11 protein-coding genes are annotated in these 15,191 nt (G+C 57.1%); all 11 read left to right on the forward strand.

The features are described 5' to 3' along the window. The first annotated feature begins 1 nt into the window (after window position 1). Entirely contained in the window at window positions 2–1,333 is a 1,332-nt protein-coding gene (gene tssK, locus N8H71_RS04855; RefSeq protein ID WP_011336586.1) for a type VI secretion system baseplate subunit TssK, read from the forward strand. 5 nt (window positions 1,334–1,338) lie between these two features. Beyond that, a complete protein-coding gene (gene icmH, locus N8H71_RS04860) occupies window positions 1,339–2,214 on the forward strand; it encodes a type IVB secretion system protein IcmH/DotU (protein ID WP_007954389.1) in 876 nt (291 codons plus the stop codon). A 13-nt stretch (window positions 2,215–2,227) separates the two neighbouring features. Further along, window positions 2,228–5,767, forward strand: coding sequence for a type VI secretion system membrane subunit TssM (gene tssM / locus N8H71_RS04865; protein WP_262193138.1), 3,540 nt, complete (start codon window positions 2,228–2,230; stop codon window positions 5,765–5,767). Beyond that, a complete protein-coding gene (locus N8H71_RS04870; protein WP_262193139.1) occupies window positions 5,767–6,495 on the forward strand; it encodes a PP2C family protein-serine/threonine phosphatase in 729 nt (242 codons plus the stop codon). Before tssM ends, N8H71_RS04870 begins: the two co-directional genes overlap by 1 nt. After that, window positions 6,492–7,493 (forward strand): serine/threonine-protein kinase, encoded by a 1,002-nt coding sequence (locus N8H71_RS04875; protein WP_262193140.1) that lies wholly within the window; start codon window positions 6,492–6,494, stop codon window positions 7,491–7,493. The genes N8H71_RS04870 and N8H71_RS04875 overlap by 4 nt, the downstream gene beginning before the upstream one ends. 28 nt (window positions 7,494–7,521) lie before the next feature. Then, a complete protein-coding gene (locus tag N8H71_RS04880) occupies window positions 7,522–9,555 on the forward strand; it encodes a type VI secretion system tip protein VgrG (RefSeq protein WP_262193141.1) in 2,034 nt (677 codons plus the stop codon). 11 nt (window positions 9,556–9,566) lie between these two features. Beyond that, a complete protein-coding gene (locus tag N8H71_RS04885) occupies window positions 9,567–10,037 on the forward strand; it encodes a hypothetical protein (RefSeq protein ID WP_262193142.1) in 471 nt (156 codons plus the stop codon). A 5-nt stretch (window positions 10,038–10,042) separates the two neighbouring features. Then, window positions 10,043–12,952, forward strand: a complete 2,910-nt coding sequence (locus N8H71_RS04890; RefSeq protein ID WP_262193143.1) for a M23 family metallopeptidase — start codon at window positions 10,043–10,045, stop codon at window positions 12,950–12,952. Beyond that, the gene (locus N8H71_RS04895) at window positions 12,953–13,363 is read left to right on the forward strand and encodes a hypothetical protein (protein ID WP_262193144.1); all 411 of its coding nucleotides are present in this window, start codon (window positions 12,953–12,955) and stop codon (window positions 13,361–13,363) included. Window positions 13,364–13,750: 387 nt separating this feature from the next. Next, the gene (locus N8H71_RS04900; protein WP_262193145.1) at window positions 13,751–14,497 is read left to right on the forward strand and encodes a lysozyme inhibitor LprI family protein; all 747 of its coding nucleotides are present in this window, start codon (window positions 13,751–13,753) and stop codon (window positions 14,495–14,497) included. Window positions 14,498–14,673: 176 nt separating this feature from the next. After that, on the forward strand, window positions 14,674–15,105 hold the full coding sequence (locus tag N8H71_RS04905) for a hypothetical protein (RefSeq protein WP_262193146.1): 432 nt from the start codon (window positions 14,674–14,676) through the stop codon (window positions 15,103–15,105). The last annotated feature ends 86 nt before the right edge of the window (window positions 15,106–15,191 follow it).

Below are 15,191 nucleotides of genomic sequence, written 5' to 3' on the forward strand. Positions count from 1 at the left end.
CATGAATACCCATAAAGTCATCTGGCAGGAAGGCATGCTGCTGCGTCCGCAGCACTTCCAGCACAACGACCGCTACTACGATCACCAGATGAAGACCCGCACCCAGTTGCTGGGCGGCTACACCTGGGGTTTCCTGAACCTTGAGATCGACTTGCAGTTCCTCAACATGGGCAAACTGGTGATCAGTGAAGCCTCGGGGATCCTGCCGGACGGCAGCCTGTTCGAACTCGGCGGCAACACCGAACCGCTGGCGCTGGACGTGCCGCCGAACACCGGCAACATGCCGATCTACCTGGCACTGCCGCTGGTCACCGGTAACCACATCGAGGCCCGCCGTCCGGAGCAGTCCGATGTGCTGGCGCGCTACACCGCGTATGACGCCGAAGTCGCCGACTCCAACGCCGGTGATGATTCCGCCAGCCAGGTCAGCTGCGGTCGCCCGGACTTCAAACTGTTGCTCGGCGAGCAGCAGAGCGATCAGGCCTACGTGAAGCTGAAGATCTGCGACGTGCTCGACACCACGCCGGACGGCGTGATCAGCCTCGACCCGGATTTCGTGCCGACCTACATTCAGGCCCACGCCTCCAGCTACCTGCTGTCGTGCTTGAAAGAAGTGATCAGCATGCTCGGTCACCGGGGCGACACCATTGCCGAACGGATTCGTTCGAACGGCAAGGTCGGCGGCGCGGAAATCGGCGACTTCATGATGCTGCAACTGATCAACCGCACCGAACTGCTGCTGCGCCACTACCTGGGCCTGGAGCAGGTTCACCCGGAAGAGTTGTATCGCACGCTGCTGACCATGCTCGGCGATCTGGCGACGTTCTCCAGCGACAGCAAACGCCCGCGTCTGGACAGCCGTTACTCCCACGCCGACCAGGGTGCGAGTTTCCGCAAGCTGATGGAGTCGATCCGTCAGGTGCTGTCGATGGTGCTGGAACAGCACGCCATCGAACTGATCCTGCAAGCGCGTCAGTACGGGATCATCGTGTCGCCGCTGCACGACCACAAACTGCTGGGCTCGGCGTCGTTCGTGCTGGCAGCCAGTGCCAACTGCGACTCCGAAGAACTGCGCAACCGCTTGCCTGCGCACCTCAAGGTCGGCCCGGTGGAGCGCATCCGCCAACTGGTCAACCTGCACCTGCCGGGGATCAAGGTCAAACCGTTGCCGGTGGCCCCGCGGCAGATCGCGTTCCACTCGAACAAAACCTATTTCATCCTCGAACTCAGTTCCGAAGACCTGGCACAACTCGAGCGCTCCGGCGGCTTCGCGTTCCACGTGTCCGGCGAATTCGCCGAGCTTGAACTGAAATTCTGGGCCATCAGGAACTGACCGACATGATCAAGGACATGGAACACAACCAGGACGACAAAACCGTCCTGCTCGACCGTCAGGGCCATGGCCCGGCGGCGAGTCCGCTGACCGACTTCGCCGCGCCACCGCGCTTCGAACAACTGGAAGAACGGATGATCTACGCCGCGCGCCTGCGTCCGGCGGAAGCCTTCAACATCAGCCTCAATTCGCTGGTGGCGGCGTCGTCCGAACTGCTGTCGGAAGTGGTGCGCCTCAAGCACAGCGAAACCCGCGAAGACCTCTATGCGCTCAACGAGCGCCTGACCGCCGGGCTCAAGCTGTTTGAAGTACGCGCTCTGCACAACGGCGCCGAAAGCAGTCAGGTGATGGCCGCCCGTTACGTGCTCTGCACCGTGGTCGACGAAGCCGTCGTGACCACGCCGTGGGGCAACGAAAGCGAGTGGTCGCAGATGAGCCTGCTCAGCAGCTTCCACAACGAAACCTTCGGCGGCGAGAAGTTCTTCCAGCTGCTCGATCGGCTGTCGAAAAACCCGGTCAAGCACCTGCCGATGCTGGAGCTGATGTACCTGTGCCTGTCCCTCGGTTTCGAGGGCAAGTACCGGGTGCAGGCGCGCGGCATGCTGGAACTCGAAGGCATCCGCGACGCCCTGTACCGGCAGATCCGTCAGTTGCGTGGTGACGTGCCGCGCGAATTGTCGCCGCAGTGGGAAGGCCTCAACGATCAGCGCCGCAACCTGGTGCGCATCGTGCCGGCGTGGATGGTGGTGCTGTTCACCTTCGTCTGCCTGGTGATGATGTATTCGGGCTTCGCCTGGGTCTTGGGCGAGCAGCGCGACACCGTTCTGCAACCTTATCAGCCGCTTGATCCGGCCGCGGTCCAGCCGCAGTCGCAGCCGTAAACAGGGACGTGTGATGAAAAAGTTTTTCAAGAAAGTCGGCGCCTTCCTGCGCCAGACCTGGGTCTGGACCCTGCTGCTGGTGCTGTTTGTGGCGCTGCTGGTGTGGTTCGTCGGCCCGCTGTTGGCGGTGGATGATTACAAGTTCTGGGAAAGCGCGACTTCGCGCCTGCTGACCATCAGCGTGCTGTTCCTGATCTGGGGCCTGACCATGGTCTTCGTCAGCTGGCGCGCCGGTATCCGCAAGAAAGCCGTCGAAGAAACCGAAGACGGCCAGGATCGTATCCGCCGCGAAGAGTTGATCGACGAAGAGCAGAAAGAGTTGAAGGAGCGTTTCAAGGACGCCCTGAAAACCCTGAAGACTTCGAGCCTGTATCGCGGCCGCAGCGAGCGCTGGCGCAGTGACCTGCCGTGGTATTTGCTAATCGGCCCGCAGGCCAGCGGCAAGACCAGCCTGCTGGACTTCTCCGGGCTGGAATTCCCGATCAACAAGATCGACCGCAAGCTGACCCGCGACACCCACGGCACCCGCCATTGCGACTGGTACTTCGCCGACCACGGTGTGCTGATCGACACCGCCGGCCGCTACCTGACCCAGCCGGATTCGGAAGTCGACGGCAGCGCCTGGACCACTCTGCTGGAACTGCTGCGCAAGCGTCGTCGCGGTCGTCCGCTGAACGGCGTGCTGGTGACCATTCCGGTGGAAACCCTGACCAGTGGCAGCGAGCAGGACATCGACACCCTGGCCCGCCAGGTGCGCGCGCGTCTGCAAGACGTCTATCAGAAGCTGCACGTCGATGTGCCGGTGTATCTGGTGCTGAGCAAGGCTGACAAGCTGCTGGGCTTCGACGAGTTCTTCGACCAACTGACCCGCGAAGAAAGCGATCAGGTGCTGGGTACCAGTTTCCGCAAGGATCAGGTCGGCACCGACGTGGCTGTGCTGCGTGGCGAGTTCGAAGAGCTGCTGCGCCGCCTCAACAGCCAGGTGATCATGCGCATGCACTCCGAGCGCGACACCCAGCGCCGTGGCCGCATCCTCGACTTCCCGCATCAGATGGGCCAGATCGGCGAGCGCCTGTGCCTGTTCGTCGACATGGCGTTCACCGGCAACCGCTACCAGCGTGCGACGCTGCTGCGTGGTTTCTACCTGACCAGCGCACCGCACCTGACCCACGAAATGGATTCGACTACCGCCGGTATCGGCGCGAGTCTGGGCATAAGCGCCGGCGTGTTGCCGACACTGCGCAGCGGTCGTTCGCGTTTCATCCACCATTTGCTCAGCCGCGTGATCTTCCCCGAGTCCGATCTGGCCGGTCTGGACAAGCGCGAGCGCAGCCGCATCCACTGGGGCCAGCGTGCTTTGTACGTCGGCGCACTGGGCGCACTCGTACTATTCGGCATGCTTTGGGCCGGTGGTTTCTCGGCCAACTGGGAGCGTCTGGAAAACCTGCGCAACCTGGCGCAGAACTGGACCCAGCAACGCACGGCACTGTCGCCGCGCGATGACGCCATGGGCACGCTGAAAACCCTCGACACCAGCTACGCCGCAACTCAGGTGTTCCCGAAGAAGGGCGACGCTGCGTACCACGAGCGCGTTGGTCTGTATCAGGGCCAGGACGTCAATCCGGTGGTCAAGGAAGCGTACGAGCGCGAGCTTGAAAAGCAACTGCTGCCGCGCGTTGCAACCATGCTCGAAGGCCAGATCCGCGCCAACATGAAGGACCGCGAAAAGCTGATCAACAGCCTGCGCGCGTACCTGATGCTGAACATGAAGGATCGTCGTGACGCAGCTTGGCTCAAGGATTGGGTCGCCACCGACTGGTCCCAGCGCTACACCGGCAACACCGCTGTGCAGAACGGTTTGAACGCGCATCTGGAGCGTCTGCTGAAGCTGCCGTTCATCTATCCGCTCAACGAGCAACTGGTGACTCAGGCGCGTCAGGTTCTGCGCAGTGAATCGCTGGCAAACGTGGTTTACCGCATGCTCCGCGAGCAGGCGCGCAACCTGCCGGACTATCGCTTCAGCCAGCACCTCGGCCCGCAGGGCTCGCTGTTCATCGGCACCGAATACGTGATTCCGGGCTTCTACACCCAGACTGGTTATCAGCAGTATTTCTCGGTGCAAGGCGCGTCGCTGGTGACCGACATCCTGCGTGACAACTGGGTGCTGGGCGAAGGCGCGGGCATCAGCGACATGGACTTGCGTCGCCTGATGGTCGAGCTGGAGCAACTGTACTTCCGCGATTACGCCAACTACTGGAGCGAGGCCGTTGGCCAGGTGGCACTGCCGCCGATCAGCGATGCCGGTGAAGGCGCCGAGCAACTGGCGGGCCTGACCTCGGCCAACTCGCCGGTGCTGGCGCTGCTGACTGAAGTGCGCGAAAACACCCGTTTCCCGGCCGCTCCTGAGCCGGTGGATGAAGCCGGTGATGCCGCCGATGCATTGGCGGGGCAGAAGGGCAAACTGGGCAAGGTCGGCAAACTCGCTTCCGCTGTCGCGGACAAGGCCTCGGCCTTGAACGTGGCGAAGAACCTGCCGGACACTGCCAAGAAGTCGCTGCAACGTCGCTTCGAGCCGCTGCATAAACTGCTGGACGACAACAACGGCCCGGCCGCTGACCTGACCCCGGCCTTCACCGCGCTCAACGACCTGCAACTGCAACTGGCGGGCCTCGCCCGTTCCAGCACGCCGGAGCAGGCCGCGTTCGAACTGGCCAAGACCCGCATGAGCGGCCAGCGTGATGCGCTGACCAACCTGCGCAATGCGTCGGGTCGTCTGCCGCGTCCGCTGAGCGTGTGGTTCAACGTGCTGGCCGAAGACTCGTGGCGCCTGGTGCTCAACGATGCCTACCAATACCTGAACGGCCGTTATCAGAACGAGCTGTACAGCGTGTATGGCAAGACCATCAGCAAGCGTTACCCGTTCAGTGCGTCGAGCACCAGCGACGTGGCGATCAGCGATTTCCGCGAGTTCTTCCGGGCTCAGGGCACCATCGACCGCTTCTTCGACAACTACATGCGTCCGTTCGTCAGTGGTGATCCGGGCAACTACCGGATGCGCAGCATCGACGGTCGCAGCCTGCCGGTGTCCAAGGTCTTCCTCGACCAGATGGCGGCTGCACTGAACATCCGTCAGAGCTTCTTCTCGATCAACCCGGCCGAGCCGACCGTGCAGTTCAAGCTGGAGCCGTACACCCTCGATCCGGCGGTCAGCCGTTCCGAGTTCAAGTTCGGCGACAAGACCATGGAATACCGCCACGGTCCGATCCTGCCGATGAACTTCAAGTGGCCGACCGATGCTGAAGACGGTCGTACCAGCCTGGTCATGGACAAGATGGCCGGCCGCCCGATCGGCATCGAGAAGAACTCCGGCCCGTGGTCGCTGTTCCGTCTGTTCGACCTGATGCAGACCGAGTACCTGACCGGTCGCGACGTGCTGGTGCTGAAGGCCGATGTGGGTGGCCTGCGCGCCAACTACCTGCTGACCAGCCAGCGCACGCCGAACCCGTTCGACATGGGCGTGATGCGCACCTTCCGTATGCCGGTGCAGCTCTGATGCTGGTGGCCAGTCCCTGGCGCAGCGCGGCGCGAACCGACCCGGGCAAGGTGCGGTCGCGCAACGAAGATGCCTTCCTCGACACCCCGCAGCATGGGCTGTGGGTGGTCGCGGACGGCATGGGCGGTCATCAGGGTGGCGACATCGCCAGCCAGTTGATCGTCGCCAGCCTGGCTGAACTGCCGCAACACGAAGACTTCGACGAACGCCTCAAAGCCATCCGCCAGTGCCTGCACTGGCTGAACCGGCGCCTGGGGCAAGAGTTGACCGTCACCGCCGGGCGTCACGACAGCATCATGGGCAGCACCGTCGTGGCGCTGCTGGTGGACGGCAATCGCGCGGCCTGTATCTGGGCCGGCGACAGCCGTTGCTACATGTGGCGCGGGCAGCGGTTGTATCAGCTGTCGAAGGATCATTCGCTGCAGCAGCAACTGATCGACGAGCAACAGATGAGCGTCGAACAGGCAGCGGCGCACCCGGCAGCCCAGGCCTTGACCCGGGCGGTGGGCGCGGCGGAACAACTGACCCTGGATGTGCTGGAGCTTGAGGTCTATCCGGGCGATGTGTTCCTGCTGTGCAGCGATGGTTTGTATCAAGGTCTGAGCAGCGATGCCCTCGGCAACGCCCTCAGCCTGGCGGCGCCACAAGTGGCGCTGGAACGTCTGTTCGACGGCGCCCTGCGTGGCGCCGCTCGCGACAACCTGACTGCCGTGGTGATCCGCCAATGACTGAAATCGAATCCTCAGTCGACGACTTGCTGATGAGCGAAGAGCAGGCCAACAACCTGACCTATTTCGCCTTCGCCAAGCAACATAACGCTGAACCCGCGCTGGCGCCGACCAAGGCCAGCGTCGGCGAACTGCCGGATGTTCTGGCAGGCCGCTACCACCTCGAGCGTCTGCTCGGGGCCGGTGGCATGGGTGCGGTTTACCGGGCCCGGGATCTGCTGCACGAACAGTTCGGGGATCCCGATCCTTACATTGCGCTGAAAATCCTCAGCGAAGAATTTGCCGAGTCGCCGGACGCCAGTGCCTTGCTTTACAGCGAGTTCGCCCTGACCCGGCGCCTGCGCCACGACAACGTGCTGCGACCGCACACGTTCGAAGTGGACACCGATTGCCAGCGGGCCTTCATCACCATGGAGCTCATGCGTGGCCTGACCCTGGACAAACTGCTCTGCGAGCGGCCACTGGGCCTGCCGTGGAAAGAACTGCGCGACATCGCGCTGCCGCTGCTCGACGCGCTGGCCTACGCCCACCGTCGCGGCGTGCTGCACGGTGACATGAAACCGAGCAACGTCATGCTCTGCGAAGACGGTGTGCGCCTGTTCGACTTCGGTCTCGGGCAAGCCGAGGAGGGCATCCTGCCCGGCCTGCCGCACCTGAGCCGCGAGCGCTTCAACGCCTGGACCCCGGGCTACGCCGCCCCCGAACTGCTTGAGGGCCAACCGCTGTCGGCCAGCGCAGACGTGTACGGCGTGGCCTGCGTGATCTATGAACTGGCGGGCGGCAAACACCCGTTCCGCCGCTTGCCCTCGACCCAGGCCCGTGACGAACACCTGGATCGCGAGCTGCAAGCCCCGGCAAATCTGCCGACACACTGCTGGCCCGCGCTGCGCACCGCGCTGGCCTTTGACCCGGCAGAGCGCAACATCACTGCCGACCAATTGCGTGACGCCTTGGGCGCCACTTCGTCCTGGTTGCAGCGTTTGCGACTGCGGGCGTAACGGATGACATTCGAACAGGGAGCACACTATGTTCAACCCAGCTAACGAAACGCACTTCAGCCTCACGGTCGAAGACTACGTGGGCGACCTGCAAGTCCTGTCGTTCACCGGCACCGAAGGCATCAGCCAGCCGTTCCGTTTCGACCTGGAACTGGTCAGCGAAAACCCGGATCTGGATCTGGAAAAGCTCCTGCACAAACAGGCGTTCCTCGCCCTCGATCCGCAGGGCTCGGGCATCCACGGCCAGATCTATCGTGTCGCCCAGGGCGATGCCGGCAAGCGCCTGACCCGCTACAAAGTCTCGCTGGTGCCGCAGCTGCAATACCTGCATCACCGCACCAACCAGCGCATCTACCAGCAGATGTCGGCGCCGAAAATCATCGCGCTGATCCTCGACGAGCACGGCATCAAGGGCAACGCCTACAGCTTCCAGCTGAGCCAGCCGTGCCCGGATCGCGACTACTGCGTGCAGTACGACGAAACCGACCTGCATTTCGTCCAGCGCCTGTGCGAAGAAGAAGGCATTCACTACCACTTCCAGCACAGCAAGAAAGGCCACCTGCTGGTGTTCGGCGATGATCAGACCGTGTTCCCGAACCTCGGCCAACCGACCGCGTATGTGCAGGGCAGCGGCATGGTCGCCGAAGAGCCGGTGATCAAAGGCTTCCGGCTGCGTCTGGAAACCCGCACCAGCCGCACCACCCGCCGCGACTACGACTTCGAAAAACCGCGCCTGCAAATGGAAGCGGCCTACAAACCGGACGGCGAGAGCACTGAACCGGATCTCGAAGACTACGACTACCCCGGCCGCTTCATCGACCGCGCGCGTGGCAAATTCCTCAGCCAGCGTGCCCTCGAACGCCACCGCGCCGACTACCGTCAGGCCGAAGGTCGCGGCGACCAGACCAGACTGGTCAGTGGCCACTTCATGGAAATGTCCGACCACCCGCGCAGCGAGTGGAACGACCTGTGGCTGCTCACCGAAATCTTCCACGAAGGCAAACAGCCGCAAGTCCTCGAAGAGTCGGTGACCAGCGACACCACCGACCACAAGGACGACTTCCACCAGGGCTACCGCAACACCTTCCTCGCCACCCCATGGGACGTGTTCTACCGCCCGGCGCTGGAGCACCCGAAACCCCGCGTGCTCGGCAGCCAGACCGCCATGGTCACCGGCCCCAAAGGCGAAGAAATCCACTGCGACCAGTACGGCCGCATCAAGGTGCAATTCCACTGGGACCGCGAAGGCCAGGCCGACGACAAGACCAGCTGCTGGCTGCGCGTTTCCAGCTCCTGGGCCGGCGACCGCTACGGCGCCATCTCCATCCCGCGCATCGGCATGGAAGTCCTCGTCACCTTCCTCGAAGGCGACCCAGACCAACCACTGGTCACCGGCTGCCTGTACCACAAGGAAAACCCGGTGCCCTACGCCCTCCCGGCGAACAAAACCCGCACCGTCTTCAAAACCCTCAGCTCCCCGGGCGGTGGTGGCTACAACGAACTGCGCATCGAAGACAAAAAAGGCGCCGAACAGATATTCATCCACGCCCAGCGCGACTGGGATGAAAACGTTGAGCACGACCAGAAGATTCGGGTCGGGAATGAACGCCACGACACGGTGGTGAAGAACACCTACACCGAGCTGAAGGCTGAAGAACACCGCACCACGATTTCCGACCGCAAGATCGAAGCGCGGATGGACGACCACCTGACTATTGGTGAGAACCAGCATGTGAAGCTCGGGACTGCGCAACTGACCAGTGCCGGGAAAGAGATTCATATCAAGGCTGGGGACAAGATTGTCATTGAGGCGGGGACTGAGCTGACGATTCTCGGCGGCGGCAGTTTCATCAAGCTCGATGGCGGTGGTGTGACGGTGGTTGGGCCGGTGGTGAAGATTAATGCTGGCGGGTCGCCGGGAGCGGGCACTGGCATCGGGATCAAACCGCCGGTGCTGCCGGGTGCGGCGGATAAGGATAAGGCGGGGAGTTTGATGGGGCAGGCAATAGCGGGTTCGGCTGAGAAAGTTAAGCCGAAAGCATTTTTTGTGTTTTCAGAGTAAGGACGAAACGAATGCTCAACATCAGAACATCCCAAGCAATGCAGCGATTCAAACGGGCTCTGCTGCCTGTTGTTCTCTTGGTATTAAGCGCTTGCTCCCAGATGACGCTGGAGGAGCAGTTCACCGGTATTGAGACGTGCAACATCCATAACATTTTTCTCGACCCGGTTACCAACAAGCCAAGTGGACAATATTTTATTGATAAAAAACTTGAGCCTTGTCGAGTTGATGAAGCTGCATTTTATTGCGTGAACGATACATTCTATGGCTTGGCGGTCAGGCAGATTGCCATTCCGTATAAAGGGCCTTTCAGTGTTCACGCCATTTACTTGAAAGAAAGTTCAGCGGTTGTTGAAGCTGCCTTACGTGAGCGCTTCAAAGACTTAAAACTGAATCAAAGTGAGGGTAAGGCCCCGATTTTGATCGCCGACCCAAAGCAACTCGGAAGCTCGGTCTTTTACTGTGATGAGTACAGTGAGTAATCAATATGGAATTATTTAATCCAGGTGCGCCATTTCACTATACGAGTGCATGGAATCCCAATCGAGTGCATCCGGTTACCGGAGAGGTCAGACCACACCGGGGTGAGGACTGGGCGGCTCCCGCTGGTACACCCATCCCAGCTGCCGGCGCGGGAAAAGTTGTCTATAAAGGCGTGATGAATGGCTATGGCAATGTGGTCGTTCTAGAGCACGCGAATGGTGCTGAAATAGTGCATACGCTTTACGCACATATGCGTACAGCATCGCCCTTGGAGATGTTGGCGGCAGTGGCAAAGGGTGGAACAGTTGGCCCGTGTGGTAACACAGGTATCGGGACCGGTGCCCATTTGCATTTTGAGGTTTTGAGGAATGGCACTAAAGGTCATCCCAACCTCGTGCAAGGACATGCAACAGTGAACCCTCGTGAGTTCGATATATCGAATCTTACTCATCCCGATAACGCTACAGCAGCTGTTCCTGCGGCGGCCCCCGCTGCCGCTCCGTCGACGCAAAAAATGAGCTTCCAATATCCGATCAGAAAGCATGGTGGGGGTCAGTTCGAGGACGCCGAGGAACTGTACAAAGCCTTGGACAGCGAGACGGCCGGGCACTATTTGCTTGGAAGCAACCATTTTTGGCACGGTGGGATTCATATCACCAGTGCCAGTGCACCACAGTGCATCAGAGACGAGCCTGTGCGTTGTATTGCCGATGGAGTAGTAGTCGCCTATCGCCTGAACAAGAACTATCTGACGTCGGATTTCGAACCGGCAAAAGGGTTGCAGTATTCCACTTCATTTTGTCTGGTTCGACACGAGTACGAGTCACCCGTCAATGAGAAATCCGAGGGAGTAAAAACCAATAAACTGGTTTTCTTCAGCCTATACATGCACGTATTGCCGTATGAGCTTTATACGGCAGAAGAAGAAAAAGCCCCTAGAGTGGTCACTGTTGTCAATGGTGGGTGGCCTGCTCGAACACTTCATAAAGATGATCCGCAAAGTAGGGTTGTGGAAAACATTCCGTCAGGTGTTGAGTTCGAAATACAAAAAGAGCAGCCGACGGCTGACGGTAAATACAACTTTGCTCAGGGCAAAATTCTCAAGGGCAAAATTGGTGAACTAAAAAAAGATGACATCGTCTGGTTCGCCATCGAAGAAGATGGGAAACCCATCAAGAACGGCAAGGACAAGGAACGTCTGAAGACGGTGCTCCCGCCCGAGCGTAAGGTCCCGGGTTACTGGAAAGGTATGGTGCAGGCCACGATTACAGCGCCGCGCGGTCTGAAAGTCCGAGGCGCGCCATCCGGAGACAAGGCCGGCGAGCAAGTAGCTCCCGAGCAAGTACTTTGTACTGGAAGTACAATCCAGTTTGACAGTGACAAGATCAAATGGCTGTTGGTCGATGGTAAAAAATATCCTATGGCTGAATGTACCTTGGTTCCAGCACAAGGCACTGGCCTAAAAGGAAAGGGAGTCCTGCCTGCAACGTTTTGGTGCAGCGTAGCCGACGTCGGAAAAGATGCTGTTATAAAAAGAAAAAGCACTGTTCCTACTGTTTTTGACAGTGTGGTGGTATGTGAGTCGGCAATTAAGGCGGGTGAGCCGATCGGTTATCTAGGTCTCTATGAAACACCTGCTGACAATAAAGGGAATATCAACAAGAAATATCAGGTTCACATCGAGATTTTCAGCTCGGATCAGAAACTTGAGGAGTATTTGAAAAATCCTGCGACCTTGGTTGAAGGGAAAAAATATCTGAAACTGAAAAAGGATCAGATATTAGCTGCAAAAGGTGGTACGGATGAGGCGCCGGTATTCAATCCTCAAGAAACCGGGCTGACAGCAGATACATTAGCGCCCTTTGATCGTCCGGTAATTATTAAAGACAGCGCAGGCAAAGAATGGGTTCGCGCTACTTTTCAGAGTGACGGCAAATCGCAAGTCGGGTTTATCGAAAAAGAAAAGCAGGAAATCATTTGCCAGCATGATTGGGAAAGGCTTGGGTTCAAAGTAATAAAAGAAAGCAATGCGACGGCCGATGGATTTTTGGATCCTGATGATATGCCCGCCTTTTTTAAAGAGTTGTACGCCAAGATCGATGCGAAGGGTACACAGGATAACGAAGTCACACCCGCCGAACTGCAAAGCGCTTTGCGAGATCCGGAAATACGTAGCGAATGGTCGAAGTTGATTGCGTACCATCCGACGGAATGGCAAGCAAAGTCGAGTGAACCCAAGTGGGAACGGCTGAAAACGTTACTGAAGGACGTACCGGATTTGCTCAAACATGAGCAGGAGCGTATAGACAAGTTGGTATTCTGGGATGAAATGGCAGGTGCCATGCAGACGCCGCTACCAAGTCAGATTTATCATTTTCATCCGATAGAGTTCGTCAACAATTTCAAGCCAAAAGGCCCTGTTGCTAACGTTGGACTGTTTACTGTTGCAGATGGCAAGGCTGCGATAAAAGTTATTTACGAAAAATATGGGAAAGATATGGCGGTCATCATCGAACGTATGTATCGCGATGAAACTGCCCACTTCGAGTCCAAGCAGTACGCGCATTGTGGAACTGGTGGCATGGAAGCTTTCGGCCAACCTCCTTACTATGGTTGGGATGGCTCCATTTTTGAAGCTAACCCTGAATATGCTCCCACAGGCACTTGGTCAGCATTTGAAAACAAAGGGATGAGCGGGCAAGGTGGGAACCAGCAGGTTACCGACAAAAAGAAAGTTTTTGTCGTGTTGCCTTCGGTTTTGGCAGGCATGGAGTATAAAGCCGACTACATCAATCGGCATAATGGGCAGTGGGCACGGTGGCACTCTACGGATACTAGTGTGCAAGCAGTCTACAAAAAGCACATCGAGGCAATTCGCGCACGATTTGTTGAAGCATTGGAAAAAGGTGAGTAGATGAAAATTAAGAAGCGTAGTCAGTTCAAGTTAAGAATTTTTTTCGTTTTTTTGCTGTCGGCGCTTGCCAGTCTTGTCTTTGCTGGCGATAGCGAGACGGTTGACGCGCGTTCAGATGGCGCAGGTTGCTATGGGTATCTGACGGAGTTGGTCAGAAGTAGCAATTTTCCGTTTCGTTACACGAGTAAAGATAAAGTTAATTTGTTAATTGACGATGATAATGGGGAAAGGATACTGGCGCAGCTACAGTATGATACTTCCGGAGAGGGTATCGTTGGCTGGATCAAGTATTATCCGCAAGACAAAACTTTATTTAATGCTTCGGCTGATCTGGATGAGCCGGTTGAGTTGGCATACGATAAAAAATATTCAGAACTTTACGATAAGTGCCTTGCCAAGTTAAAAGATTGACTGGTGATAGTTAAATTGGCGGGTTTGTCTTGTTGTGTTAGCGGTAAGTGGAAGTTAGGTGTGCGTATACCGTTTAAATTTTTAACCTGGTTGCTGTTTGGCCTGTGCTGGACGGCTTCTGCTCATGCCGAAGTCACCGCCTTCAGCCCAATTTCAGGCAATGAAGTGACGCTCACGTCTGAAGGCTCTTCGCTCGCGTTTTCGATTACTACCGATGGGCGAAGCGAATCCAGAACCATCACCTTCGCGAGGAAAAGGTGACAGATTTATTTGTGGTGGTTTCACCACTATTGGGCAGTTTAGTTTCGTAGTCTTAGGAAATCTAACAACAGTTTTATCTATCTTGTGTGTTTCTTGGGTGAATTATTTTTTGTGCAGTGTTTTTAAATGGAATTAATGTTTGTGATTAAAAATATCGCTCTATCTTTTTGTATCGTTACTCTTTCTATTTTTAACAGCGCGGCCCAAGCGGAGCCGTTCTACTCCGCGAAGATACTGCAAGCCGATTATTCTGCAGTTCCTGACATAAAGCTGTTGATTAGAATTCAAGATGTTGAGTCAGGGAGTGATGAGGCAAGTGGTTCTAGCCTGGCCACTTGCATGAAGGCCAGTAAGTCAGCTACGCAGCCTGGCCCCAACCCTTGTTTCAGAATTCAGTTAGATGAAGGCGAAGGCAATGTGAAAGTGACGAGCCAGACATTGCTTAATGACCCTCAGCGAGCAAGCGATCCTGTATATATTGAGTTGGTCTATAAAAGTGGAGCAACCAAAAATCAGTATGGATATTATGATAATAAAACAGTATTGCTAACTATTGAGGATAATAATGGGTTGAATAATTGGGATTCGGATATCCCGCAAAGCCTGCCCCAAGTAAAGATTGAAAAAGATCGAGGGATTTATCAGTTGGTTCTTGCGGATGCCGATGCTCTGCTCAATTCTGCCTACCGAGATAAAGCCAGTCGTTTGAGTCAAGACAAGCGAGATGTTTTTCGTGAGGTTCAAAGAGCCTGGATGAAAAATAGAGATCTTGAATGCAATAGCGCAATATTTGGAGAGTATTCAGAAAGCTGTTTGATTCGGTTAACAATTGATCGTGCCAGACAGATCGCGGTTGCGCCTTTGGCTAAATAGCCAAATCGAAAAGGGGACGGATTTATTTTGTGTTTTGTAAAAAATGAGCAGACCGAATTTTTCGAGTTTGGTGGTTTCAGCCCTAGCGGAGCTCGATAAATAGATCTGCCCCGCTTCTTTTTTCCAGTCGCTGTGACTAGTGCCAAGGCGCGTCATTTCTTCTGAACGGATTCAAGATGAGAAAGCTACTCCCGTTACTCATGGTTTTCCTCCCCCTGACTGCCCATAGCGAGGTCACCTCCGAAAACTACTGCTTCGATGACGCCCACTCGATCAAGTTCGAACTCAGAACCTTCTACGATCACGAAAGCAATTGGTCGGGTGGTTTCGTCAAATACGCCAAGTCGAAAACGCCGATTTCCATCGTACTGACGGATCATCAGGAAGAAATACTTGCCCCGGACGCACCCACGCAAAATACCCGTACCTGGTCCGAGATTGTCGACGGCAAGGTCACGGGAACCTATGAGTGGGTCACCCAAGCAGCGATGAGCGTTTCGATGGTTTACACCAAGAAGTCCAACGGCAAGGAATACAGTTTCCTGCTTGACCCCAATGTCGATGTTTCTCTAGACGGTGGTTGCAAGTGGAAGCAGGGCGATCAATGAGTCGAGTGAGCTTGGGTCTGGCGCTGTTCGGGGTGTTGGAATCGGCGTCGGCGGGGGCGGAGGCAACATCGTTCAGCCCTGTTAAA

The sequence above is a fragment of the Pseudomonas koreensis genome, from assembly GCF_025447595.1.
In the GTDB taxonomy this organism is placed as follows: Bacteria; Pseudomonadota; Gammaproteobacteria; order Pseudomonadales; family Pseudomonadaceae; genus Aquipseudomonas; species Aquipseudomonas koreensis_H.